Origin of the sequence: Bradyrhizobium sp. STM 3562, from assembly GCF_045571435.1 — a bacterium.
Lineage (GTDB): Bacteria > Pseudomonadota > Alphaproteobacteria > Rhizobiales > Xanthobacteraceae > Bradyrhizobium.
Map to the genome: position 1 here is coordinate 291,414 of NZ_CP120694.1, position 23,455 is coordinate 314,868.

General features: G+C 64.3%; 22 protein-coding genes and 1 pseudogene. 9 read left to right on the forward strand and 14 right to left on the reverse strand.

The features are described 5' to 3' along the window. Positions 1-296: 296 nt before the first annotated feature. The gene (locus P6U23_RS01375; RefSeq protein WP_407177839.1) at positions 297-1,058 is read right to left on the reverse strand and encodes a Crp/Fnr family transcriptional regulator; all 762 of its coding nucleotides are present in this window, start codon (positions 1,056-1,058) and stop codon (positions 297-299) included. A 189-nt stretch (positions 1,059-1,247) separates the two neighbouring features. Between P6U23_RS01375 and P6U23_RS01380 the strand changes: the two genes are divergently transcribed. After that, the gene (locus P6U23_RS01380; protein WP_407177840.1) at positions 1,248-1,634 is read left to right on the forward strand and encodes a response regulator; all 387 of its coding nucleotides are present in this window, start codon (positions 1,248-1,250) and stop codon (positions 1,632-1,634) included. A 139-nt stretch (positions 1,635-1,773) separates the two neighbouring features. Here P6U23_RS01380 and P6U23_RS01385 read toward each other — a convergent pair whose 3' ends face one another. Both P6U23_RS01385 and P6U23_RS01390 read right to left on the reverse strand, forming a co-directional pair. Continuing rightward, complete coding sequence (locus P6U23_RS01385) at positions 1,774-3,348, reverse strand: alkaline phosphatase D family protein (RefSeq protein ID WP_407177841.1); 1,575 nt, start codon at positions 3,346-3,348, stop codon at positions 1,774-1,776. 225 nt (positions 3,349-3,573) lie between these two features. After that, positions 3,574-5,022: a TAXI family TRAP transporter solute-binding subunit gene (locus P6U23_RS01390; RefSeq protein WP_407177842.1), complete on the reverse strand. Its 1,449-nt coding sequence runs from the start codon at positions 5,020-5,022 to the stop codon at positions 3,574-3,576. A 221-nt stretch (positions 5,023-5,243) separates the two neighbouring features. On the opposite strand from P6U23_RS01390, the gene P6U23_RS01395 reads away from it, so the two are divergent. Together P6U23_RS01395 and P6U23_RS01400 are read left to right on the forward strand one after the other, a co-directional pair. Further along, complete coding sequence (locus tag P6U23_RS01395; protein ID WP_407177843.1) at positions 5,244-5,546, forward strand: 4a-hydroxytetrahydrobiopterin dehydratase; 303 nt, start codon at positions 5,244-5,246, stop codon at positions 5,544-5,546. Between the two features lie 279 nt (positions 5,547-5,825). Beyond that, positions 5,826-6,200, forward strand: coding sequence for a YkvA family protein (locus P6U23_RS01400; RefSeq protein ID WP_407177844.1), 375 nt, complete (start codon positions 5,826-5,828; stop codon positions 6,198-6,200). A gap of 58 nt (positions 6,201-6,258) precedes the next feature. Here P6U23_RS01400 and P6U23_RS01405 read toward each other — a convergent pair whose 3' ends face one another. The 3 genes from P6U23_RS01405 to P6U23_RS01415 all read right to left on the reverse strand — a co-directional run bounded on the left by P6U23_RS01405 (position 6,259) and on the right by P6U23_RS01415 (position 9,986). Next, positions 6,259-7,467 (reverse strand): TAXI family TRAP transporter solute-binding subunit, encoded by a 1,209-nt coding sequence (locus P6U23_RS01405; RefSeq protein ID WP_407177845.1) that lies wholly within the window; start codon positions 7,465-7,467, stop codon positions 6,259-6,261. Between the two features lie 21 nt (positions 7,468-7,488). Next, a complete protein-coding gene (locus P6U23_RS01410; protein ID WP_407177846.1) occupies positions 7,489-8,310 on the reverse strand; it encodes a hypothetical protein in 822 nt (273 codons plus the stop codon). 701 nt (positions 8,311-9,011) lie between these two features. After that, positions 9,012-9,986, reverse strand: a complete 975-nt coding sequence (locus P6U23_RS01415) for an NADPH:quinone oxidoreductase family protein (RefSeq protein ID WP_407177847.1) — start codon at positions 9,984-9,986, stop codon at positions 9,012-9,014. Positions 9,987-10,130: 144 nt separating this feature from the next. Here P6U23_RS01415 and P6U23_RS01420 point away from each other — a divergent pair. The 6 genes and pseudogenes from P6U23_RS01420 (at position 10,131) to argG (ending at position 16,064) form a co-directional block, all read left to right on the forward strand. Then, positions 10,131-10,965 (forward strand): annotated as a pseudogene (locus P6U23_RS01420) (SDR family oxidoreductase). 117 nt (positions 10,966-11,082) lie between these two features. Beyond that, complete coding sequence (locus tag P6U23_RS01425) at positions 11,083-11,694, forward strand: invasion associated locus B family protein (RefSeq protein WP_407177848.1); 612 nt, start codon at positions 11,083-11,085, stop codon at positions 11,692-11,694. A gap of 70 nt (positions 11,695-11,764) precedes the next feature. Beyond that, positions 11,765-12,982: a 23S rRNA (adenine(2503)-C(2))-methyltransferase RlmN gene (rlmN, locus tag P6U23_RS01430; protein WP_407177849.1), complete on the forward strand. Its 1,218-nt coding sequence runs from the start codon at positions 11,765-11,767 to the stop codon at positions 12,980-12,982. Between the two features lie 160 nt (positions 12,983-13,142). Further along, on the forward strand, positions 13,143-13,667 hold the full coding sequence (locus P6U23_RS01435) for a hypothetical protein (RefSeq protein ID WP_407177850.1): 525 nt from the start codon (positions 13,143-13,145) through the stop codon (positions 13,665-13,667). Positions 13,668-13,837: 170 nt separating this feature from the next. Further along, on the forward strand, positions 13,838-14,614 hold the full coding sequence (locus tag P6U23_RS01440) for a phosphatase PAP2 family protein (protein WP_407177851.1): 777 nt from the start codon (positions 13,838-13,840) through the stop codon (positions 14,612-14,614). A gap of 112 nt (positions 14,615-14,726) precedes the next feature. Further along, positions 14,727-16,064 (forward strand): argininosuccinate synthase, encoded by a 1,338-nt coding sequence (gene argG, locus P6U23_RS01445; protein WP_407177852.1) that lies wholly within the window; start codon positions 14,727-14,729, stop codon positions 16,062-16,064. 242 nt (positions 16,065-16,306) lie between these two features. Here argG and P6U23_RS01450 read toward each other — a convergent pair whose 3' ends face one another. From P6U23_RS01450 to sdhC, 8 genes are all read right to left on the reverse strand, one after another. Beyond that, on the reverse strand, positions 16,307-18,256 hold the full coding sequence (locus tag P6U23_RS01450; RefSeq protein WP_407177853.1) for an OmpA family protein: 1,950 nt from the start codon (positions 18,254-18,256) through the stop codon (positions 16,307-16,309). 171 nt (positions 18,257-18,427) lie between these two features. Further along, positions 18,428-18,721 (reverse strand): hypothetical protein, encoded by a 294-nt coding sequence (locus tag P6U23_RS01455; protein WP_407177854.1) that lies wholly within the window; start codon positions 18,719-18,721, stop codon positions 18,428-18,430. 1 nt (position 18,722) lies between these two features. Beyond that, positions 18,723-19,208, reverse strand: coding sequence for a pyridoxamine 5'-phosphate oxidase family protein (locus P6U23_RS01460; protein ID WP_407177855.1), 486 nt, complete (start codon positions 19,206-19,208; stop codon positions 18,723-18,725). A gap of 70 nt (positions 19,209-19,278) precedes the next feature. After that, positions 19,279-19,665, reverse strand: coding sequence for a VOC family protein (locus tag P6U23_RS01465; RefSeq protein ID WP_407177856.1), 387 nt, complete (start codon positions 19,663-19,665; stop codon positions 19,279-19,281). Between the two features lie 145 nt (positions 19,666-19,810). Then, positions 19,811-20,593 (reverse strand): succinate dehydrogenase iron-sulfur subunit, encoded by a 783-nt coding sequence (locus P6U23_RS01470; protein WP_407177857.1) that lies wholly within the window; start codon positions 20,591-20,593, stop codon positions 19,811-19,813. A gap of 130 nt (positions 20,594-20,723) precedes the next feature. Continuing rightward, positions 20,724-22,568: a succinate dehydrogenase flavoprotein subunit gene (sdhA, locus tag P6U23_RS01475; RefSeq protein WP_407177858.1), complete on the reverse strand. Its 1,845-nt coding sequence runs from the start codon at positions 22,566-22,568 to the stop codon at positions 20,724-20,726. Between the two features lie 3 nt (positions 22,569-22,571). Beyond that, the gene (sdhD, locus tag P6U23_RS01480) at positions 22,572-22,991 is read right to left on the reverse strand and encodes a succinate dehydrogenase, hydrophobic membrane anchor protein (RefSeq protein ID WP_407177859.1); all 420 of its coding nucleotides are present in this window, start codon (positions 22,989-22,991) and stop codon (positions 22,572-22,574) included. Next, the gene (gene sdhC, locus P6U23_RS01485; RefSeq protein ID WP_407177860.1) at positions 22,988-23,386 is read right to left on the reverse strand and encodes a succinate dehydrogenase, cytochrome b556 subunit; all 399 of its coding nucleotides are present in this window, start codon (positions 23,384-23,386) and stop codon (positions 22,988-22,990) included. The genes sdhD and sdhC overlap by 4 nt, the downstream gene beginning before the upstream one ends. Positions 23,387-23,455 lie beyond the last annotated feature (69 nt).

The following is a 23,455-nucleotide window of genomic DNA, read 5'->3' on the forward strand; positions in this document are numbered from 1 at the left end:
AGTTTTCCGTTAACGCTCAAGACCTGAGATACCAGAGCGCGATGACCCTTCTTCGAAGGGTCGTCCCACTCCTTGCTTTGATTCGCGCATGATCGTTTCGGACAACCGGCCCCGGCCTTGCCGCTCGCGCGGCCCTCCGGATCATGCTGCGGGATGGTGCGACACCCCAAAAAGGAAGCCCGGCCAACAGACCGGGCACCTCTCACGCGTTTGCGGCGCAATATATTCAGGAAACGCCAAAAAACAATGGCTTGTTTGGCCGGGGCAGGGCTGATTTTAGGCGCCAATCAGGCGCCTCAGGCCCCCTCCTCCGCGGTCGGGTAAACGCCGCTCAACACCTCCTCAAAATGGTTCTTGACCGACTGGTTGCAGAGACAGGCGCGTCCCTTCAACGCCGCGCGGTCGCGCACCCGGATGGCGCCGCGCCTGGTCTCGAGGATTCCTTCGGCCTTGAAAATCTGGATCACCCGGCTGGTGTAGCTGCGGCCGACGCCGAGCAGGGTCGAAAGCTGCTCATGGGTCAGCGGTACGATCTCCTCGGCATCGGTACGCTCCATCGCCGACATGATCCATTTCGCGGTTCGCTGCTCGATGGAGTGGATCGCGTTGCAGGCGGTCGATTGGAAGATCTGCGCCAGCAGGCAGTCCGCGTACCGGGTAAAGACGTTGCGCAGGGTCTTGGACCGTAGCTTCGCCGCGTCGAGCTGGTCGACGGGCATGCGCACGAACGGACCGCCGAATTTCACGGAGATGCGGGTGTAGGCCGGCAGATATCCCTCGCTGACAATGCCGCCCACCGCGCCCTCTCGGCCGACCAGGATGGTCTCGACATCGCGGCCGTCTTCGTTCGCGACCAGGAAGGTGGCGAGGCTCGGCCCGCACGGAAAGTGCACCACATTGACGTTGTCGCCAGGGCTGTAGAGCAGCTCGTCGGGCTCCCCTTCCTCATAGCAAAGATGCGGGGCAAGCAGCGCGTAGTCATCCGCGTCGAGCCGCCGCAATAGATTATTATACGGCCGGTCAATGACCACGGCCGTTTCATCACGTCGCCTCAGCATCGCCAAGGTCCCTCCTCCACCGGCGAGGATAATGGCCAGGCGGTTCCGAGGTTCCGTTCACAAGTGCGCAGACAGTGAAAGTTCTTTGTGGTGGCTTCGCCGTCGGGAACTCACCGACACGCCTTCGGGGCCGGCGGGTCCGCCGCGGCTACATCTCCACCCCATCAAACCTTTAGAGATCCCGCAATTATGGAAGTGGACTCTCCCGACGGCCCTTCGGGCCTGCCGCTGGATATTCTGATCGTGGAGGATGATCCGATCATCGCGCTCGATTTCGAGGACAGGATTCGCGGCTGCGGGGTGAAGCGGGTGCGATCGGCCAGTAACGTGGCACGCGCGCTCGCGATGATCGGCGAACGCGCACCGGACTTCGCATTGCTCGACGTCTCGTTGATTCGCGAGAAAAGCTTTGCGGTCGCCGAAAGGCTCGACGCGCTGAGGATCCCGTTCGTTTTCGTCACCGGGTATGGCGCTGAGGCGAACGTCCTGGAGGCGTTCGCGGACAGGCCGAGATTGAGCAAGCCGTGCACGACCGAAGCGCTGGAAGCGGCGCTGCGGCAGACGCCACGATCGTAGGCGACGCGTAGGAGATCGAAACGGACACTGGGCTTTCCGTCACCCTTCGAGGCCGCCGCGGAGCCTGTCATCGGGCCGCGCTTCGCGCGGACCCGTTGGCGGCGGCCCGTCAGGAATGACGGGTCCGCGTGTGCTCCGATTACCCCAGCTTCGGATCGAGTGTGGTCGACCACAACGCGACATCGGCGCGGTCGCGCAAGGTCACCGTCATCTGTCCGCTCGCCCCGTCGATCTTGACATGACCGAAGAACTGCATGCCCTCCGACGGAGGCAGGTTCTGCTTGCCTTCACCCGGCGCCTTGATGAAGCGCACTTCGGGGCCGAACGTGTTGTCGAGTTCGTTCGGTCCGAAGGTGCCGGCATGCAGGGGGCCGGAGACGAATTCCCAGAACGGCTCGAACTCCTGAAATTGCGCCTTGTTCGGATTGTAGTAATGCGCGGCGGCGTAGTGCACGTCCGCCGTCAGCCATACGGTGTTGTGGATCGGCGCGGTCTTGATGAAGCGCAGGATGTCGGCGATCTCCAGCTCGCGGCCGCGCGGCGGTCCATCGCCTTGCGCGAACGCTTCCGAGCCGCGCCTGTTGGCTGCGTCGTCATAGACAATCAGGCTGAGCGGCATATCGGAGGCGATCACCTTCCACATCGCACGCGAGTCCAGAAGCGAGCGCTTCAGCCAGGCCATCTGGTCCGGCCCGATGAAATAAGCGTCGGGACCATAGGTCTCCTGAAGATTAGGCCCGTTCGGGCCACGATAGCTGCGCTCGTCGAGAACGAAGACGTCGAGCAGCGGGCCGTAGCTGATGCTCCGGTACACCCGCCCCGGCTCGACGATGCTTTCGCGCATCGGATACATCTCGTGGAAGGCGCGTGCCGCGCGCGCGGCGAGCAGCGCGATGTTGCGTTCCTTGTAGGCGGCGGGAAGCTCCTTCGAGGCCGACCAGTTGTTGGTCACTTCATGATCGTCCCACTGCACGAAGATCGGCACCTCGGCATTGAAGGCGCGCACATTGTCGTCGAGGAAATTGTATTTGTGCGCGGCGCGGTACTCCTCGAGCGTCTCGGCGACCTTGGCCTTCTCCGGAATGGTGACGTTCTTCCAGATCTTGCCGTCGGCGAGCTTCACCTCGGAGGAAATGATGCCGTCGGCATAGATGGTATCGCCGGAATGCAGCAGGAAGTCGGGCCGGTGCTTGCGCATGGTCGAGAAGGTGAGCATGCCGCCGTCGTCGGGGTTGATGCCCCAGCCCTGGCCAGCGACGTCGCCGCCCCAGACGAAACTGACGTCGCGCCTGTCGGACGGAGCGGTCCGGAAGCGGCCGACCACGGGTTCGCTCTCGATGCTGGTATGGGCGAGATCGCGGAACTTCACGCGATAAAAGATGCCTTGGCCGCCGGGCAGATTTTCCAGCAGCATTTTCGCGGTGAAGTCGCTTTCCGGCAGCGCCGCGATCGGCGGCAGCGCGCGCGCATTGGCAAAGGACTCGGATGTCGAGACCTCGACCAGCATTTGCGAGGCGCGATCGGCGCGCGCCCAGACCACGCCGCTATCGGACGACACGTCGCCGGACTGCACGCCATGGGTCACCAGCGGCCGGTCGGCGGCGCGGCTGAGATAGGGCATCGCGATCGCGCCGATACCCGCACCTGCCGCGGTGGAGAGGAAACGGCGGCGGGAGATCGGGCGGAATTCGTTGCGGGTGATTTTGATGGCCATAGGAGCCTCGGGTTTGAGTCTGCTTCGACGCGTGACATGGGCCCCGTCGTTCCGGGGCGATGCGTCAGCATCGAACTCTGATGTGCAATTGCACATCTGAGAATCTCGAGAGTCTCAGGTGCGCAATTGCGCACCATAGTTCGCCCTCTTCGAGGCGCCCCGGAATGACGGGCCGCCGTCACGGAAGGACGCTAACCGCTATAGGAAAAGTCTATGACGCCCGGATTAAAGCGTGCTCATGGCGCGGAACTGCGCGCCGGCGCGCTGCAGATTCTGCGACATGGTCGCGATCAGGAGCCTGCGGTCGGCGACCGCGCGGTGAAATTGATCGAGCACGATGTTGAAGGCGACCAGCGCGCCTTGCTCGATCGCGCCGTCCTCGAAGCAACGCAGCGTGTCGCGCAGAATCGTGTCCGCTTCGCTCTGGAGCTGATCGAGCTCCTCGACTGAATCGCTGCGCCTGGCCTGCGCGATCATCTCGAGCAGGCGCTCGCGCAAATGGCTGTTGGTGTTGCGCTCGTCCCGTTTCAGATAGCCTGCGAACCAGGCTCCCAGCGAGCCCGTCGCCGACAGCGCCATCAGAGCCCACCAGATGTAGTCGCTGTATTTGTCGAGGAAGGTCTTCTCCTCGCCGTCGACATAGGCGGCCGCGCCGGGATGCGCGGGAATGACGGCGTCCTTGTCGGTATCGGGGGTTTCGATCTTCGCGGCGAGCGGAAACTCCGCCATCAGTTGCTGCCGCGCCGCGAACAATTGCCGCGTGAGTGCCGCCACCGTGGTGTCCGACAGGCCCTTGCGGGCGACGATGTGGTGGTTGAAGCTGATGGTCTTCACCTCATCGTCGGGACGATCGGGTGAGCCGCTGAAGGCGCCCGCGGGAATATCCGCGGCGTCGTAGGCGGGATGGTTCTGGGCGATCGCGTCCGCCAGATCGATGGCGAGGAAGGTCGGCTCGCCGCTTTCCTTGGCGGATGCGGCAATTGCCTCCGCCGTGATCTTGCTGTTGACCGGGCCCGCGGCGAGGTAGGCGTCCGCCTTTTGGTTGCGGATGGCCTCCGCCACTTCCGCGGTCGGAAACTGCACGATCTCCACCTTGCCGGGATCGACGCCGTACTGCTGCAGGATCACCTTGAGCAGGTTCACGTTGGCCTCGGTGCGGCCAACGACACCGACGCGATGCCCGGCGAGCTGGGCGATCTTGGTGATCTTCGCGCCCAGCTTTTTCTTGCCCTTGGCCCCCGGTACCCAGATCACGACAACGTTCTTGCGCAGGGTCGCCACCGCCTGCGCGTTCTTGGGCACGTCGAGATCGCCGCGAATGATCGCAAGATCGACATTGCCTTTCGACAGCGCCTCCGCGCTGGCAACGGCCCCGTCGGTCTGAACGAGCTTCAGGCGCACATAGCCGTGCGTCTGCGCAAACGTCTGCGTCAACGTTTGCACCACCTTGACGTCATCGCTGTTGGGGGGGCCCACGGCGATCTTCAAGAGCACCGGCCGCATCGCAAAGTAATAGCCGCCGGCAACCGCGCCGATCAGCGCGAGGACCAGCGCGATCGCGACCAACAGCGTTTGCTGTCCCGGCGAGCGCGGCGGGGCTGGGGCCGGTGGAGCGGCTAGATCGAGGCCTCCGGTCATGGATCTCGCAAATAAGCGTTTGAGGCTCAACTTCATGGCGCCGGCACAGTTTGCGGCATTGTAGCAAATTCCTTGGACCCGAAGGGTTACAACTGCGTCATGGTTAGCGGATCCGGCGGGATGCTCGCGGCATTACGGCATGATCGGGGAAAGCGGGTGCCGCTGTCTGAAAAGATCATGCCTAATCAATGGCCTAGGTGGCGAGCTATGCAACCTCGCGCGGTCAAGCAAAGTTCCGGCCAGAACGGGAGACGATCATGGTGAACCGACTGACGACAGAAGCGCGCAAATCGGAGCTTAAGGGCCTGCCCGGCTGGGCAGAGGCGCAGGGCCGGGAGGCGATCACGCGGACCTTCGTGTTCAAGGACTTCAACGAGGCCTTCGGCTTCATGGCCCGTGCGGCACTGGTCGCCGAAAAACACGACCATCACCCCGAATGGCGCAACGTCTACAGGACCGTGGAAGTGGTGCTGTCCACCCATGATGCCGGCGGCGTCACCGAGCGCGACATCAAGCTCGCCAAGGCGATGAACGCCATTGCCGGGCAGCTTGGCGTTTGAACGCGGCAAGGCCACAAGGCTTGCGGTGGCGCTAGCCAGTGCCCCGCTGCTGGAGCTAGGATCGGACGACATTCAAGTGCGGCCCTACGTTCGTCTCGTCACCTTGAGGCGCTCGTCAAGGGAACGCCGCTCCGTTGACGCGCCTCGAGGGACGAGGGCCGGGCTCTCGTAGCGGGGGGCCGTTCATCCTTCGAGGCCGCCGCTTCGCGACGGCACGTCAGGATGACGGTTCGAAATGGTGTTTCAGAACGATCCAGAGGCTTGAGGGGAGTTTTGGCAATGGCGTCAGACTATTCAGTGGGCTTTGAGCCGGCCGATCGGCTGGCTGAGGACCGCGAGAGCGTGCGCCGGCGGTTCTGGGGTAAGTTCAAGCGCGTGATGGCGACGCTTCCTTTCGCGGAGGATCTGCTGGCTGCCTATTACTGTGCCTTCGACAAGGAGACGCCGCGGCATGTCCAGGTCGCGCTGCTAGGGGCGATCGCCTATTTCATCCTGCCGTTCGATTTCATTCCGGACGTGATGCCGGTCCTCGGCTTCACCGACGATGCCGCCATCCTCGCCACCGCAATCCGCATGGTTGCCGCTCACATCACGCCGGAGCATCGCGAGGCTGCGCGCGCCGCACTGAAGCGGGGTATCGAGAGCGAAATTTAACAAGGCCGGAGCGCAGCTTCCGCCACCGCTCCGGCTCTTTTGCCCCCGATCGAGAAAGCTAGTTGCGCGGGCGCTTGATCGGCTTGTCGGCAACCTGCGCCTGAGCCCTTGCATTCTCCTTCTCGGCCTGGTCGGCCTGCCAGGCCTGGAACTGCTTGAACAGGGCTTCCTTATCGGACTCCGACTGGATGCTCTTCGCTGCCGCGGGATTCTGCTGCAGGAAGGTCTCGAACCGATTGCGCATGGCCTGATCGATGCCGTGGGATTCCAGCCATTGCTGCGCGGCCGGCAGGCGCTGCCAGCCCGCCAGCGGGGCTGCCAGCGAAGTCTCCTTCCATTTCGGATGGAACGGAGGATGTTGGAAGGTCGGGAATTTCGTGAAGAACGCGTCCACGAACAGCGCGAGCTTGCGATAACGGTCGGTGTTGGGGGCCCAATTATAGGCGGCAAGCACCGCCGGCACCGCGATGGTATCAACCGTTTCGCCGTCGGCGATCAGATTGGGATAGTCCTTCGAGGTCATGCGCGCCGGCAGGTAGTCGCCCTGCAGCGGCCTGTCGTAGTCGACCGTTGCGAGGTGAAAGCGGCCGTCGTTGTTGAAGGTGCTGACGGACTTGTAGGGCTTGCCGCCGACGACAATCACCGCGTCAACTTCGCCCTTCTTCAGTTTCTCCATCGCGATGCGCTGCTCGATATAGACGAAATTCGCCTTCAGCCCGAGCCGCTCGAACACGGTCAACGCTGTAACGAAGGTGCCGCCGTTGGGCAGATCGACGCTGACCGTCTTGCCCTCGAGATCCTTCAGATTGCGCACCGTTTTCGGCGCAATGACCTGCATCTCTTCGTTGTAGAGCTTGGTCACGTAAGTGAATTGCCGCTTGATGTCTTTCGCAAAGCCCTTGCGCTCGAGATAGTCGAGCGTGTCGGCGCGCACGATGCCGAGGTCGACGCCTTGCAGGAACAGAATGTCGGCGACGCTCTGGACCGAGCCGCGGCCGACGATGGGGAGCACGCGCAGCTTGTTGCCGTCATCCAGCACGGAGGCGAGGTCCGCGCCGAACTGGACATAGGTGCCGCCGATGGTGCCGGTGATCAGCGTCACCGTGTTGGCGTTGAGCGCCTGCTTGGTCTGCGCCGAACCGAATTGAAAGATGGCCCTGAGGCTGTCGCTGACCTTGGCCGGATCATACTCGGTCTCTTCGGCGCGCGCGGCGAGGCCGCACACCATCGCGATGGCAACGATGGCCAGTCCAAAAATCTTACGCATGTTGTCCCCTGAATGTGAAAGCTAATTGGCAGGTAGTTGCGCTAGGCGCTGTCGGGCCTCGGCGGAGCCGAACTGGGCGGCCTTCTGGTACCAGGCGCGCGCCTTCTCCGGCTCCGGCGTGATGTTGCGGACGTCGGAGGGACCAAGCACAGCCGGGTCGTAGGTCCGGGCCAGCATCAGCGCGGCCTCGGCGTTCTGCGCTTCGGCGGCGCGTTCGAGCAGCAGCCGCGCCGCGGGAACGTCGCCCATTGCCAGGAAATCCTTGGCGCGCTTCATCAGCGTGGCGAGCTCTGCGCTGTCGATCCGCTTCGGCTGCGGCGCCGGGGCGGGCTCGGCAACTGGCGGCGCGACAGCAACCTGCGGCGCCACGGCGGCAGCCGGTGCCGCAGCGGCAGGCGGCGTCACGACAGGGACAGGCGGTGTCGCAGCAGCAGGTGCTGCGCTTCGCAAGGCTGCCTGGTAGGCAGTCGAAATCTCCTCACGCGATGGTGCTGTTGCCGTCGCCACCACCCTAGGCCCAGGCGTCGGCGCGCTGGCGCTCGCCTCAGACGCCGGCGCAGTCATGCGCGTGGGATCCTTCAACTGCAGATCGGCAGCCGTGAGCTGACCACCCTCCGGCTTTGCAGCGGCGCTCGGCGATACCGCGGCGGAGATGGAAGCCTTTGCGTTGACGATGATGTCGCGCGTTGCGTCGGAGGAGAACCAGGTGAACAACGCGGCCGCACCCGAGGCCGCAACGACCAGCAAAAGTATTTTCGATGTGATGGACGCGAGCCCTCGCCTGCGCGGCGGGGCGACGAATTCGTGCGGCTCCGGTTCGCCGTCGGGATCGGACAGGAACAATGGGACCGACTGATCCGGTGTGTAGTCGTTTCTTGCGGATCGTCCGAACCTGTAAGCCGCTGGTTGAGAGTTCGTTAAGTCTTCGTCAAACCCATCGACATCGTGATCGTATGAACGAAACCGCGTCCTTGGCTCTACCATGGTGATGCTTCCCCACTACTGCAACGCAACAGTCGGGGCAGCCTTGGCCAATGTCCCTGCTATTCATTGTTATTGTCCAGATGCCGCCCCGCTACTGGAACTGCGGTAATCCGCCGTCTGAATCAGCCCAAAAGACGGCTCAGCTAGGCACGAATGGGGAGATTTTTTGGATTCATTGAGGCGGACGAGAGCAGTTCACAATGAAATTGTGGACATCATCTTCTGCGAATTCGCTGCATCGCAGATCACCCGCCGCAGCGTCCGGTGCATCCGGTCAGGGTAGGCTGGGTTAGAAAAACCGACGCGTTATCAGCGGCATATACAACTTATATGGAGATCGTTCCGGTCCGCTTTCTCACCCCGGCCAAGGGCCGAGCGCTCAGACCGGACGCCGCGCCGAGACTGTTTTGCTCGTGGCGAAATTGTGGCGAAAACGGCAAATGTGACATTGGGACGAAACGTCTGCGTGGTGGGCCGCTATGGTTAATGCCTGGTTTACATTGCCCGCCCACGCGCACCCTGAGCCGCCGTTTTTGCGCGGGTGCGCGCGGGCATCGCCGTCAGGGATGCACGATCACCTTGCCCATCGCCTTGCGGCCCGCGAGGACCTTGAGCGCGTCGGCGGTTTGCGACAGCGGGAAGGTCCGATCGACATGCGAGGAGATCTTGCCTTCCGCCGTCCACTGCACGAGCTTTTGCAGGTTGGCGCGGTTCTTTGCGGGATTGAGCCGCGCCCAATTGCCCCAGAACACGCCGCGGATGTCGCAGCCTTTGAGCAGCGCGAGGTTGAGCGGCATCTTCGGAATGTCACCGGCCGCAAAGCCGATCACCAGGAAGCGGCCTTCCCAGGCGATCGAACGCAACGCGGCCTCGGCATAGTTGCCGCCGACCGGATCGAAGATGATGTCGGCGCCCTTGCCGTCGGTGAGACGGCGCAAGCCCTCCTTGAGGTCCTCGTTGGCATAATTCAGCGTCAGCTCGGCGCCGTGCGCCTTGGCGAATTCGAGCTTTTCCTCCGACGACGCGCAGGCGATCACCCTCAGCCCCATCAGCTTGCCGAGCTCGCAAGCGGCAAGGCCGGTGCCGCCGGCAGCGCCCAAGACCGCGAGCGTCTCGCCTTGCTTCGGGCTTGCGCGATCCTCCAGCGCATGCAGCGCGGTGCCGTAGATGATGATGATGCCGGCGGCGCGGTCGAAATCCAGATTGTCGGGAATCTTCACAATGGAGGCGGCCGGCAGCGCGATCTTCTCGCGCGCGCCATTGTGACCGCAGGAGGCGATGACACGGTCGCCGACCTTGAGGTCGGTGACACCTGCCCCGACGCTCTCGATCACGCCTGCGACTTCGGCCGCCGGCGAGAACGGAAACGGCGGTTTGATCTGGTATTTGCCCTGGATCATCAGGAGATCGAAAAAATTCAGCGCCGCGGCCTTGATCGCGATCACGGCCTGCCCAGCCTCCGCGACGGGATCGGGCACATCGGCCAGCACGAGATCGTCGGGTTGGCAATATTGCGAGCAGAGAATGGCTTTCATGGACCCACCTGAGTTTCGGACGCAGAGTTTGTCGCGCCAACTTGTCATTGCCGCTGACGCGAAGCAATCCATCGCCGTGTCAAACATTCCGGATCATCATGCCGCTGGCGAACATCGCAACGACGTCTCACGAGGGATCGAACAATGTTTGAAAAAGGCCTGCTGAAGCACAAGCGCATCCTGATCACCGGCGGCGGCACCGGACTCGGCGCCGCGATGGGACGACGGTTTCTGGAGCTCGGGGCCGAGCTCGTCATCTGTGGTCGCAGGCAGGACGTGTTGGAGACGACGGCAGCCGAGATGCGCATCGCGAGCGGCGGCAAGGTCGCCACAATTGCCTGCGATATCCGCGACGGTGCTGCGGTCGAGGCCATGATGGACCAGCTCTGGCGCGAGGCTCCGCTGGATGTCCTGGTCAACAACGCTGCCGCAACCTTCATTGCCCAGGCCGAGCGGCTGTCGTTCCGCGCGGCGGACGCGGTCCTGGCGCCAACACTGCATGGCGCTCTATTGCACCATTGCCGCCGGCAAACGCTGGATCGAAGCTCGGCACAAGGGCGTGGTGCTGTCGATCCTTTCAACATCGACCATCACGGGCCGCGCCTTCACCGTGCCCTCGGCGATGGCGAAATCCGCGCTGCTGGCGATGACCAAGAGCCTCGCCGTCGAGTGGGGGCCGAAGGGCATTCGCATGGTCGCCATCGCGCCGGGCAGTTTCCCGACGCCGGGTGCTTCCGGGCAGCTTCGCCCCGAAGGCCGCGAGGAGGGCGCTGCGCGCAATCCGCTGGGGCGTGTCGGCGAGGTCAGCGAGCTGGCTGACCTCGCCAGTTTCCTGATCTGCGATGCCGCAGGCTACATCAACGGCGAAATGGTGGTGCAGGACGGCGGCGCCCATCTGCGTTCGTCGGGCGCGGAGGATCTGTTGCAATGGAGCGAGGCGCAATGGGAGGCCTTGCGCGCCTCTCGGGCGAAGAGCTGACCCGCAACAATCTGTGGCTGCCTTCCCAAAACTCGTGTTCCCGGCTATGGCTTCGCGCGGCGAAGCATCGATCACCGGGCCATCTTCCAGTCACAATATTGGGGGAACCAACCGCTCATGTCGTTTCGGCGGGCGCTGACAATTCTGATCATCAATGCATTGGCGTGCGGGGTGGCTCACCTCGCGCAGGCGCAATCCGCGGCCTCGCCAAAGCAGGCAAAGGCCGCCGCCAAGCCGGCGCCGGCGGCTGCCAAGCCATCGGCCGCGGCCGCAGGCGGTGCCGAGCCGACCCTAATCGGCCAGTTCGGTACCTGGGGCGCTTACACGGCCATGCCGAACGGCAAGAAGGTGTGCTTCGCGCTGGCCAAACCGACCTCGTCAAAAACCGTTCCGCCGAATCGGCCGCGTGATCCGGCTTATGCCTTCGTGTCCACGCGTCCGGCGGAAAAGGTTTTCAACGAGGTCTCGATCATGATCGGCTATGCGCTCAAGCCGGGCTCCGAATCGACATTGCAAGTCGGCGGCGCAACCTATGCGATGTACACGCAAGGAGACGGGCTCTGGATCAAGAACGCCGCCGAGGAAGAGCGGATGGTGGAGGCGATGCGCCGCGCTTCCGACGTCGTCGTCAAGGGCGTCTCGGCCAAAGGCACCGAGACGGTCGACACGTTCTCGCTCAAGGGCCTGTCGCAGGCGCTCGACAGGATCGCGCAGGACTGCAAGCGCTAACTCTTTTTTGGGCACTAAACCAATTCATGGCGACTTTCCAGCAAGCGCGGGACGCCTTATCTAATCGGTCATGATCAGCACCATCACCAACGCGATTGCGGCCGGTTCCGCGGCGCCCCTGCCTTTGGAAAAAGTCCCGCTGGAGGCCTATGTGCCGCCGGCGAAGCCGTCGTTGATCGGCCTGTCGCGGTCTGAGCTTTCCGAGCGGCTCGGCGAGATCGGGGTTGCACCCGCCCAACGCAAGATGCGGGTGCAGCAACTCTGGCACTGGATCTATTTCCGCGGTGCCAAGAGCTTTGACGAGATGACCTCGATCTCCAAGGACACGCGCGCCGAACTCGCCAAGCATTTCACCGTGGACCGGCCGGAAGTCGTCGCCGAGCAGATCTCCAACGACGGCACCCGCAAATGGCTGTTGCGGCTCCCTTCCGGCGATAAGGCCGAGAAGCCGCATGAGGTCGAGTGCGTCTATATCCCGGAGACCGACCGCGGCACGCTCTGCGTCTCCTCCCAGGTCGGCTGCACGCTGAATTGCGCGTTCTGCCACACCGGCACGCAGCGCCTGGTGCGCAACCTGACGGCCGGCGAGATCGTCGGTCAGGTGGTGGTCGCGCGCGACCGTCTCAACGACTGGGACAATCGCGAGAGCGGCCGGCTCGTCACCAACATCGTGATGATGGGCATGGGCGAGCCGCTCTACAATTTCGAGGCGGTGCGCGATGCGCTTTTGATCGTCGCCGACAACGAGGGCATCGGCATCTCGCGCCGGCGCATCACGCTGTCGACCTCGGGCGTGGTGCCCAATATCATCAGGGCCGGCGAGGAGATCGGCGTCATGCTGGCGATCTCGCTCCACGCGGTGCGCAACGAGCTGCGCGACGTGCTGGTGCCGCTGAACCGCAAATATCCGATTGAAGAATTGCTGCAGGCCTGCCGCGATTATCCCGGCGCCTCCAACGCGCGGCGTATCACCTTCGAATATGTGATGCTCAAGGGCGTCAACGATTCGCTCGAAGACGCCAAGCTGCTGGTCAAGCTGCTCAAGGGCATTCCGGCCAAGATCAACCTGATTCCTTTCAATCCATGGCCGGGCACGGCCTATGAATGTTCGGACTGGGACCAGATCGAAAAATTCTCCGAATACATCTTCAACGCGGGCTATTCCTCGCCGGTGCGCACGCCGCGCGGCCGCGACATTCTCGCCGCCTGCGGCCAGTTGAAATCCGAGACTGAAAAACTCTCCGCACGCGAGCGCCAGGCGCTGCGCGCCATGGCCATGACGGACTAGTCGTTGTGCGTTCGGTGTCCGTATTCGTCATTGCGAGCCGACGGGTCCGCGCAAGGCGCAGCCCGATGCCAGGCTCCGCGAAGCAATCCAGGGCCTTGAGCAAGATTCCGGATTGCTTCGTCGCTCGCGCTCCTCGCAATGACGGAAATGGCGTTTTCTCATGACGCTGATCGGCCGCCTTGTCGTCGTCTTCCTCGGCTTTCTCGCCGCCTGTCTCGCGGCGGGGATCATCATTATTGGCGCGCTGTTGTTTCCGGAGTTCAGCGAGCTCGGCACCGGCCCGGTCGATGAGGGCGTGTTCGACATTCTGCTCGGCTTCGGTTTCGTCGTCATTTCCGGCTTCGCGCTAATACCGGCAATGGTGATCGTCACGATTACCGAGGCCTTCTACATCCGCAACGTGCTGACCTACGCGGTCGGTGGCGGGTTGGTCGGGCTCGTCTTTTATCTCGGCCTGGTTCCTTTCGACACCGAGACCATGCGCTTCGAGGGCATTGTGCGGCGGCACCTCGAGATCATGACCGGCGCCGGCATCGTCGCGGGACTGGTCTATTGGATGATCGCCGGCCGCACCGCCGGCGCCTGGCGTGTGCCTCCGCGCAAGCTCAATCCGCCCCCGCCGCTGCCCTCGGCGTCGCGGCCGCCATCATCGCCGGAGCCTCCGCAGGCGCCGCCGCCAAAGTGAGTGTCATTCCGGGGCGCCTCGAAAGAGGCGGACTATGGTGCGCAATTGCGCACCTGAGAATCTCGAGATTCTCAGATGTGCAATTGCACATCAGAGTTCGATGCTGACGCATCGCCCCGGAATGACAACAGGGGTTTTCAGGCTCCGATACCTCCGCTAAACCGCGCGCCATGAACCGGACCGGACTCTTCATCGCGCTGTCGCTGGCGATCGTCATCGGCATTGTGTTCGGGCTTTATCCCGAACTCGACCTCAAGCTGGCGGCACTGTTTTATGATCCGCAGTCGCGAGCGTTTCCGTTGAAGCAGGATTGGCTCGCTGCCTTCGCGCGCGATGCGGCGATGTGGATCGCCTGGGGCCTCGCCACGCCCGCGATCGCGGCGCTGGTGATCAAGCTGCTGCGGCCGGACCGGCCGCTTCTGATGTCGGGCCGTGCCGTTGCCTTCCTCCTGCTCACGCTGACGCTGTCGGCGGGCGTGCTCACCAATTTCACCTCCAAAGCCTATTGGGGGCGGCCGCGTCCCGTCGCCGTGAGCGAATTTAGCGGCGAACTGCCGTTCGTCGCCTGGTGGGACCCGCGCGGCGGCTGCGGCCATAATTGCTCGTTCTTCTCCGGCGAGGGCGCGACCGCCTTTTGGACCTATGCCCCGGCGGCCCTTGCCCCGCCGGCCTGGCGGCCGCTCGCCTATGCCGCCGCCACCGCCTTCGGCCTGACCACGAGCGTGCTGCGCATGGCCTTCGGCGGTCATTTCTTCACCGACGTCGCCGCCGCGGGCCTTGTGAGCTTTCTCGTAATCTGGCTCGTCCACGGTTACATTTACCGCTGGCCGCGAACCCGGCTGTCGGACGAGGGAGTCGACGCCGCGCTGACGCGCTTTGCCTGGCCCGGCTATCGGCTCCGCCAGCGCCTGCTCGGCCGAGAAACAGGTCCCGCGCCGTCGGTGTGAGCGAGTCGGGTCGCGCCAGCCGCCATTAAGCAGGTGCCCACGGCTGCGAAATTTGATATGCGCGCAGCCAAGTCACCAACGACATCAGCCATTTCGAGCGATTGGAAGCTCTATGAGCACGATTTTGAAGAGCCTGCCTAAAGGGGAAAAAGTCGGCATCGCTTTCTCGGGCGGTCTCGACACCAGCGCGGCGCTGCTGTGGATGAAGCAGAAGGGCGCCCGCGTCTTTGCCTATACCGCCAATCTCGGCCAGCCTGACGAGGCCGACTACAACGAGATTCCGCGCAAGGCCGAGGCCTTCGGCGCCGAAAAAGCGCGCCTCGTGGATTGCCGCACGCAACTGGTGCATGAAGGTATCGCCGCCATCCAGTCCGGCGCCTTCCACATCTCGACCGGCGGCGCGACCTACTTCAACACCACCCCGCTCGGGCGCGCCGTAACCGGCACGATGCTGGTCGCGGCAATGAAAGAGGACGGCGTCAACATCTGGGGTGATGGCTCGACGTTCAAAGGCAACGACATCGAACGGTTCTATCGCTACGGCCTTTTGACCAATCCGAGCTTGAGGATCTACAAGCCCTGGCTCGACCAGCAGTTCATCGACGAACTGGGCGGCCGCGCGGAAATGTCGGCGTTCCTGACCGCGAACGGGTTCGACTACAAGATGAGCGCCGAAAAGGCCTATTCGACGGACAGCAATATCCTCGGTGCAACGCACGAGGCCAAGGATCTCGAGCGCCTGGACACCGGGATCACGATCGTGAGCCCCATCATGGGCGTGCCGTTCTGGCGCGACGACTGTGTCGTTAAGGCGGAGAAGGTCTCCGTGCGCTTTGTGGAAGGCCAGCCCGTCGCATTGAACGGCCGGACCTTCGCCGATCCGGTCGCGCTGTTTCTCGAGGCCAACGCCATCGGCGGCCGACATGGCCTTGGCATGAGCGACCAGATCGAGAACCGGATCATCGAGGCAAAGAGCCGCGGCATTTACGAAGCGCCCGGCATGGCACTCTTGTACATCGCCTACGAACGCCTGATCACCGGCATCCACAACCAGGACACCATCGAGCAATACCGCATCAGCGGTTTGCGCCTTGGCCGATTGCTCTACCAGGGGCGGTGGTTCGATTCCCAAGCCCTGATGCTGCGCGAAACCGCCCAGCGTTGGGTGGCGCGCGCCGTCACCGGTGAGGTGACGCTCGAACTGCGCCGCGGCAACGACTACTCGATCCTGAACACCGAGAGCCCGAACCTGACCTATCAGCCGGAGCGGCTGAGCATGGAGAAGGTGGAAGACGCCGCATTCACCCCGGCGGACCGTATCGGCCAGCTCACGATGCGCAACCTGGACATCGCCGACACGCGCGCCAAGCTCGACATCTACGCCGACACAGGCTTGCTATCGATCGAGGAGGGCTCCGACATCCTCAGGCTCGACAGCGACAAGGGCTGAGCGCAGCTCTTTCCCACGTCGTCCCGGACGAGCGAGCTCCCGGCGACGCCGCAGCATCGTCCGTGGCGAGCGCGATCCGGGACCCATAACATAACCACAGGCGGATGTTTTGTGGCGCGCTGATAAGTCGTGCATGCCACAAGCTCCTGCCAGCGGTTATGGGTCTTGGCTTTCGACGACCAAGAAACAAAAATGGCCGGGATTGCTCCCGGCCATTTTCATTTTCGCCTCTTGCCACAGCGCTACCGCGGCGGCGCGACCCCCGGTGGGGGCGGCGGCAGCGATGCGGTGCCGCCGTTGAGCAACGGCGTGATGCGGCGGATGGTGACCCGCCGGTTGACCCGGCTCGGCCCATCGGTCTGCTCCTTCAGATATTGCGAGCCGTAACCCTGCGAGGTCAGGTTTTCCGCGGGCACGCCGAATTGCTGGGTCAGCAGCTCGGCGGCGGCTTCGGCGCGGCGGTCCGACAGCGACAGATTGTCGGTGTCGTTGCCGGTCGCATCCGTGTGGCCCTCGATCAGGAACACCTCGCGCGGGTTGCGCTGGATGGCGCGGTTGAGGCCGTCGGCGATCACCTGCAGCTTCGCCGCCTGGTCCGGGGAAATCTCCCACGAACCGAGGTCGAAGTTGATGGTGTTGACGTCGATGCTCGGCATCAGCATGCGCACGTTCGGGCTGTAGCGGATCTCGTCGAGGGTGTAGCGCCGATCGATGCGGTCCACCGGCGGCGCCTCCATCGTCTCGTAAATCAAATCCGGCGGCGCATCGGCGGCATCGACAATGTAGCGATCGTAGGGAATGCGGACGACCGGCGGAGGCAGGTCCACATAGAAGCCGCCGACCGCGCGCGGATCGCGATAGCTGTTGTCGATGATGATGACCTCGCGGCCCATCGGGTCGCGGCGGATTCGTCGCAGCATCGAGCCATCAGGAGCGAGCACGGTGATGATCTGCGTGCCGTCGGGGCGGACCACGATGGTGCGGGTCTCGTTGCCTACGCGCTGGGTCTCGATGTCGCGCGCGCCGAAGCGGAAACGCTCCATCTCGTCGTGGCGAACGAACGCTTCGCCGCTGGGGTCGCGGATGATGACGCGGCCCGGCTCGGTGATGACAGTGCGCCCGCCTTCCTGAACTTCGCGCCGTTCATTGCGGAAGTCCTCGAGCCGCCGCGGCCCTTGCACCGCGGCCGGGTTGGCCGGCAGCGGGGTCAGCTTTGACTGTGGCTGCGGAGGCGGCGGCAGGGGCGCGGCCACCTGCGGCGGCGGACGGCGCACGGCCATCGGCGCGGCGCCCGACGGCGCGGCGCTCTGGTTGGTGGGTTGGTTAGCGGGCGCGCCCGCTGCCGGCTGCGGGGCGCCAGGGGCAGGTGCTGCGGTGCCGGGCGCCGGGGCAGGACGCGCAGCCGGAGCCGGGCCCCCGGCCTGAGGTGCCGGTGCGGTGGGCGCGATGGTCGGTGCCGTGCCCGCGCGGCCGCCTGGCGGCGGAGCTCCCGGCGTGGGCGATGGTGCCGGCGGCGTTGCAGGCTGGGCAGCATTTGGGCGCACGACGCCTGCGGGCGGAGGCGGAGGGGTGGTGCCCGCTGCGGGCGGATGCGTCGGAGCCGTCCCAGGAGCTGGCGTTGGGCTCGGCGCCGCATGCGGTTGGACCGGTGCCGGGCTCGGGGAAGCGTGCGGCGCCGGTGCCGCGGCCGGCGGTGGTGGGGGCGGGGCCGGTGCGTGCTGCGGCGGCGCGGGTGGCGGGCTCGGCTGCTTGGGCGCGGCAGGCGGTGGCGCAGCCGCCGGAGGGGGTGGCGGAGCGGGGCGCGCTGCCGGCGGCGGCGCCGGCGGGGTCGGATGCGCGGGCGGTGGCGGAGCCGGAGGAGTTGGTCGTGCAGGCGGCGCAGCCGCGGGCGGAGGCGGCGGCGTGGGATGCCCAGGTGCGGCACCAGGCGGCGGCGCGGGAGGATGCGGAGCCGGAGCGGCTGGGGGCGGTGCGGGGTGCGGCTGAGCCGCGGGCGGTGCGCCCTTCGGCGGTCCTGGGGGCTGTTTCGGAGCCTCCTTCGGCGGCTGCTTCGGTTTGCCGTCGGGGCCGACTTCTCCCTGTTGTGCCTGCGCCACGACCTGCGGCGCGTTCTCGGCATGCGTTGCAAAGCTTGCAAACTGCATCGCCGTCATGGCGGTCGTGGCAAGCAGCACGAGACGAAGTCTTGTCATCTGTTGGAAGTTCCCCGGAATGGCTCGAGTGAAAAGCGCGGCGATCAACAAATACGGGTTAGGCCGCAATGTGGCGGGTCTTGCGGATGGACTCGGATATATTTTTGAAAAAAGCAGGCCCCGAGTGGAACCAATTCATGGCGCATTCAGCCGCGCGATTCAAACGGCGGCTCAGATTTTCCCCCGCGGGATGTCGGACGCCCCATGATCGAGATCCGGCCCAGGTACAGCCGGTCTATCGATCTGCACATCGGTCGCGGGATTGGGCGTGCGCGGTCCATTCGGTCCGCGCACCGGCACTTCGTCCGGTCGCCCTGGCGGCAATTCGTCCGGCCGAGGCGGTTCGCCGGGCTCGCGCAACGGCGGCGGCCTTTCGGGATTGGGATTGCCGGGCGGGTTCTCCGGCGGCGGCACGGTCGGATGACCAGGCGTCGGCGGCGGGACCTCTGGAGGCTCGATCCCCATTTTACAGCGCCACCTTGCTGTTGCCGCCGATCTCCGGCCGCGTGCCGCTGACGAGCGCGGCAGCCATTTTGGTGTAGGCGACCAGCTTGCCCGGGGAATCCCAGAACTCGGCCTGCTCGGGTCTGATCTTCAGCACGCGAATATTGGGATCATCGGCATCCTTCCACCAGGCGCGCGCAGGCGTCGAAAACAGCTCCCTGATCTTGTTGCGATCATTGAACACCGCCGCGGTACCGCTGACCGAGACGTACTTCTGGCTGCCGGTGTCGGCAAAGGAGAGGTTGACCGCGGGCGCGCGTGCGATCTCCTCGTCCTTATGCTGCCGCGCATCGGCGAGAAAGTAGATGGCGTCCTCGTCGCGCTCGACATAGGCGGTCATCGGGCGCGCGCGCAGCTTGTCGCCGTCATGCGTGACCAGCATCGCGTAGCCGATCTTCTTCATCAGTTCCCAGGCGCGGTCGATATCGCCGACATTATTGTTGGCCATGTTCGCTCCCTTCGATTTGGAAGCGATAACGGCGCGACGACAGCGATGTTCCGCTTCCGCAGCGGAACGCTCATTCCGGCGCGTGACACACCGCTTCGATGTTGTGACCGTCGGGATCGAGCACGAAGGCGCCGTAATAATCCGGATGATAATGCGCGCGGATGCCGGGTGCGCCATTGTCGCGCCCACCGGCCGCGAGCGCGGCCTTGTAGAAGGCATCGACCGTCGCGCGATCTTTCGCTGCGATTGCGACATGCACCGGCTTGTTCAGGGCGCCCTCGCCGCCAATCCAGAAATCGGGCTTGCCATTGGCGCCAAAGCCCGCGGCGGATTCACCGGGCCGGTCTTCTTGCGTCACTTCCATGATGAGGCTGTAGCCGAGCGGCGCCAGCGCCGCAGTGTAAAAGGCCTTGGCGCGCGCATAGTCGGAAACCGGAAAGCCGAGATGGTCGATCATCGAAGTCTCCTGCGGTCGTGGAGCGAACCCCGTTCGCAGGTGATTTCAACAATGCCGTCGTGGCGGAATTGGCGCCATCCGCAAAATGCAGCCTCTCTCGCCCCGCGGATGCGGGACGAGAGAGCAGAACGTGACGGGCTGACGATCAGACCTGCCGTTCGACCAGCTTCAGCTTGAGCTCGGCGATGGCTTCCGAGGGGTTGAGGCCCTTCGGGCAGGCCTTGGCGCAGTTCATGATGGTGTGGCAGCGATAGAGCCGGAATGGATCCTCAAGATTGTCCAGCCGCTCGCCGGTGGCCTCGTCGCGGGAGTCGTTGACCCAGCGCGTCGCCTGCAAGAGTGCCGCGGGTCCCAGGAAGCGCTCGCTGTTCCACCAATAGCTCGGGCACGAGGTCGAGCAGCAGGCGCAGAGGATGCACTCATACAGCCCGTCGAGCTTTTCGCGGTCCTCGTGGCTCTGCCGCCATTCCTTCTGCGGCGTCGGCGAAGAGGTCTTCAGCCACGGCTCGATCGAGGCATATTGCGCATAGAAATTGGTGAGGTCGGGGACAAGATCCTTCACCACGGGCTGATGCGGCAGCGGATTGACCTTCACCGCGCCGTCTTTGACGTCGTGCATCGATTTGGTACAGGCCAGCGTGTTCTGACCATCGATATTCATCGCGCAGGAACCGCACACGCCCTCACGGCAGGAGCGGCGGAAGGTCAGTGACGGGTCGATATGGTTCTTGATCCAGATCAGGCCGTCGAGCACCATCGGGCCGCAATCGTCGGTATTGACGTAATAGGTGTCGATCCGCGGGTTTTTGCCGTCGTCCGGATTCCAGCGATAGATCTTGAACTCGCGCGTGTTGGCGGCGCCGGCCGGTTTCGGCCAGGTCTTGCCGCCGGTGATCTTGGAATTCCTCGGAAGCGCGAATTCAACCATTTGCTTTGCCTTTTGCCCTTCTCCTCATTGCCGGGCACAAGCGCGAAGCGCGTCTTCACCCAAGATATCCGGCAATCCATCATTCTTCCAGGATGGATGCGCGGGTCGAGCCCGCGCATGATAGTGTGTGTTAGTAAACGCGCGCCTTCGGCGGGATGTACTGCACGTCGTTGGTCATGGTGTAGTTGTGCACCGGGCGATAATCGATCGTGGTCTTGCCGCTCTCGTCGATCCACGCCAGCGTATGCTTCATCCAGTTCTTGTCGTCGCGCTCGGCAAAATCCTCGCGCGCATGCGCGCCGCGGCTCTCGGTGCGGTTGGCGGCGGATTCCATCGTCACCACCGCCTGCACGATCAGATTGTCGAACTCCAGCGTCTCGACCAGGTCGGAATTCCAGATCAGCGACCGGTCGGACACGGAGATGTCGGAAATCCCACTGTGCACCTTGTGGATCAGGTTCTGGCCCTCATGCAGCACCTCGCCGGTGCGGAACACCGCGCAATTGTTCTGCATCACGTGCTGCATGCTTTCGCGCAGTTTTGCCGTCGGCGTGCCGCCGGACGCGTTGCGGAAATGATCGAGGCGGCCGAGCGCCATCTCGGCCGAGTTCGCCGGCAGATCCGGCTGCTTGCCGTTTGGCGTCAGCTTCTCTGCAAGCCGCAGGGCCGCGGCGCGGCCGAACACGACCAGGTCGATCAGCGAGTTGGAGCCCAGGCGATTGGCGCCATGCACCGAGACGCAGGCCGCCTCGCCGATCGCCATCAGGCCCGGCACCACCGCATTGTCGTCGCCGTTCCTCTTGGTCAGCACCTCCGCGTGAAAGTTCGTGGGGATGCCGCCCATGTTGTAATGCACCGTCGGCACGATCGGGATCGGCTCGCGGGTGACGTCGACATTGGCGAAGATCCGCGCCGATTCGGAAATGCCGGGCAGCCGCTCGGCCAGCACCTTGGGATCGAGATGGTCGAGGTGCAGGTAGATGTGGTCCTTCTTCTTGCCCACCCCGCGGCCCTCGCGGATCTCGATGGTCATGGCGCGCGACACCACGTCGCGCGAGGCGAGGTCCTTCGCGGAGGGCGCATAGCGCTCCATGAAGCGCTCGCCTTCCGAATTGACCAGATAACCGCCCTCACCGCGGGCACCTTCGGTGACGAGACAGCCGGCGCCGTAGATCCCGGTGGGATGGAACTGCACGAACTCCATGTCCTGCAGCGGCAGGCCGGCGCGCAGCGCCATGCCGCCGCCATCGCCGGTGCAGGTGTGCGCGGAGGTGCAGGACGCATAGGCGCGGCCGTAGCCGCCGGTCGCGAGAATGGTGGTTTGGGCGCGGAAGCGATGGATCGTGCCGTCATCGAGCTTGAGCGCGATCACGCCGCGGCAGGCGCCCTGGTCGTCCATGATCAGGTCGATGGCGAAGAACTCGATGAAGAACTCCGCGGAATGGCGCAGCGCCTGGCCGTACATGGTGTGCAGCATGGCGTGGCCGGTGCGGTCGGCGGCGGCGCAGGTGCGCTGCGCCTGGCCCTTGCCATAGTCGATGGTCATGCCGCCGAACGGGCGCTGATAGATCTTGCCGTCCGCGGTGCGCGAGAACGGCACGCCCCAATGTTCGAGTTCGTAGACGGCTTCCGGCGCGTTGCGCACCATGTATTCGATGGCATCCTGGTCGCCGAGCCAGTCCGACCCCTTCACGGTGTCGTACATATGCCAGCGCCAATCGTCGGGGTGCATGTTGCCGAGCGAGGCGGAAATGCCGCCCTGCGCGGCCACCGTATGCGAGCGGGTCGGAAACACCTTGGTGATGCAGGCCGTGCGCAGGCCCGCCTCGCTGCAGCCGACCACGGCGCGCAAGCCGGCGCCGCCGGCGCCGACCACGACGACGTCGTAGGTGTGATCTTCGATTGGGTAGGATTTTCCGTTCGTAGCCGGAGCGCTGCCGCCGTTTGCGGCCTTGCCGTTGCCCTCAGCGGCCATGGCTTATACTCCCGATGACAATTTGAAGATGGCGTAGATCGATGCCAGCGCCACCGCAAACGAGAAGAAATTGTTCGCCATGATGGCGGCGAGCTTGAGCTTCTCATTGTGCACGTAATCTTCCAGCACGACCTGCATGCCGATTTTCATGTGCCAGGTCGAAGCGACAATGAAGAGCAGGAGGATCAGCGCAACCCAGGGCGAGCCTAACACCTGCGCGGCACCTGCCTGGTTGCGGCCGAGCACCATCATCACCACCACGATGCCCGGGATCATCAAGAGCGTCATGGCCACGCCGGTGAGGCGCTGGCGCCAGAAATCGGTCGTGCCGGAATGGGCGGCCCCGAGATTGCGGACGCGGCCGAGCGGGGTGCGCATCGAGGTCGAGGCGCGGGGCGCGCCGTGGGATTCCGTATAGCTCATCGGCCGCCTCCGATCGCGTAAGCAATGATCCACAACAGCACGGTCAGGGAAATGCCGCCGATGAGGGCGCCCCAGGTCAAGGTCTCGCGCTCATTCGCCTTGAAGCCGTAGCCGAGGTCCCAGACGAAGTGCCTGACGCCACTCAAGAGGTGGTGCATCAGCGCCCAAGTGTAACCGAACACGATCACACGGCCGATGAAGCTCGAGGTGAACGCCTGCACATTGGCGTAAGCGGTGGGGCCGGAGGCGGCAGCGACCAGCCACCACACCAGCAACAGGGTACCCACGTAAAGCGCAATGCCGGTGGCGCGATGGACGATGGACATGATCATCGTCAGCGTCCATCGATAAGTCTGGATGTGAGGCGAGAGCGGTCGTTCGATCCTGGCGGTCATTTTCTCGCTGCTTTGGGCTGCGTTGAGCGGCTTTCGAGGCGTTTGCGGGCCCGCGACGGCGCGCCTTTA

Excerpts from the sequence above, each read along its gene's own strand:
- P6U23_RS01375 (WP_407177839.1), bottom strand. The coding sequence starts at position 1,058 with ATGCTGAGGCGACGTGATGAAACGGCCGTGGTCATTGACCGGCCGTAT.
- P6U23_RS01380 (WP_407177840.1), top strand. The coding sequence starts at position 1,248 with ATGGAAGTGGACTCTCCCGACGGCCCTTCGGGCCTGCCGCTGGATATT.
- P6U23_RS01385 (WP_407177841.1), bottom strand. The coding sequence starts at position 3,348 with ATGGCCATCAAAATCACCCGCAACGAATTCCGCCCGATCTCCCGCCGC.
- P6U23_RS01390 (WP_407177842.1), bottom strand. The coding sequence starts at position 5,022 with ATGAAGTTGAGCCTCAAACGCTTATTTGCGAGATCCATGACCGGAGGC.
- P6U23_RS01395 (WP_407177843.1), top strand. The coding sequence starts at position 5,244 with ATGGTGAACCGACTGACGACAGAAGCGCGCAAATCGGAGCTTAAGGGC.
- P6U23_RS01400 (WP_407177844.1), top strand. The coding sequence starts at position 5,826 with ATGGCGTCAGACTATTCAGTGGGCTTTGAGCCGGCCGATCGGCTGGCT.
- P6U23_RS01405 (WP_407177845.1), bottom strand. The coding sequence starts at position 7,467 with ATGCGTAAGATTTTTGGACTGGCCATCGTTGCCATCGCGATGGTGTGC.
- P6U23_RS01415 (WP_407177847.1), bottom strand. The coding sequence starts at position 9,986 with ATGAAAGCCATTCTCTGCTCGCAATATTGCCAACCCGACGATCTCGTG.
- P6U23_RS01425 (WP_407177848.1), top strand. The coding sequence starts at position 11,083 with ATGTCGTTTCGGCGGGCGCTGACAATTCTGATCATCAATGCATTGGCG.
- rlmN (WP_407177849.1), top strand. The coding sequence starts at position 11,765 with ATGATCAGCACCATCACCAACGCGATTGCGGCCGGTTCCGCGGCGCCC.
- P6U23_RS01435 (WP_407177850.1), top strand. The coding sequence starts at position 13,143 with ATGACGCTGATCGGCCGCCTTGTCGTCGTCTTCCTCGGCTTTCTCGCC.
- P6U23_RS01440 (WP_407177851.1), top strand. The coding sequence starts at position 13,838 with ATGAACCGGACCGGACTCTTCATCGCGCTGTCGCTGGCGATCGTCATC.
- argG (WP_407177852.1), top strand. The coding sequence starts at position 14,727 with ATGAGCACGATTTTGAAGAGCCTGCCTAAAGGGGAAAAAGTCGGCATC.
- P6U23_RS01450 (WP_407177853.1), bottom strand. The coding sequence starts at position 18,256 with ATGACAAGACTTCGTCTCGTGCTGCTTGCCACGACCGCCATGACGGCG.
- P6U23_RS01455 (WP_407177854.1), bottom strand. The coding sequence starts at position 18,721 with ATGGGGATCGAGCCTCCAGAGGTCCCGCCGCCGACGCCTGGTCATCCG.
- P6U23_RS01460 (WP_407177855.1), bottom strand. The coding sequence starts at position 19,208 with ATGGCCAACAATAATGTCGGCGATATCGACCGCGCCTGGGAACTGATG.
- P6U23_RS01465 (WP_407177856.1), bottom strand. The coding sequence starts at position 19,665 with ATGATCGACCATCTCGGCTTTCCGGTTTCCGACTATGCGCGCGCCAAG.
- P6U23_RS01470 (WP_407177857.1), bottom strand. The coding sequence starts at position 20,593 with ATGGTTGAATTCGCGCTTCCGAGGAATTCCAAGATCACCGGCGGCAAG.
- sdhA (WP_407177858.1), bottom strand. The coding sequence starts at position 22,568 with ATGGCCGCTGAGGGCAACGGCAAGGCCGCAAACGGCGGCAGCGCTCCG.
- sdhD (WP_407177859.1), bottom strand. The coding sequence starts at position 22,991 with ATGAGCTATACGGAATCCCACGGCGCGCCCCGCGCCTCGACCTCGATG.
- sdhC (WP_407177860.1), bottom strand. The coding sequence starts at position 23,386 with ATGACCGCCAGGATCGAACGACCGCTCTCGCCTCACATCCAGACTTAT.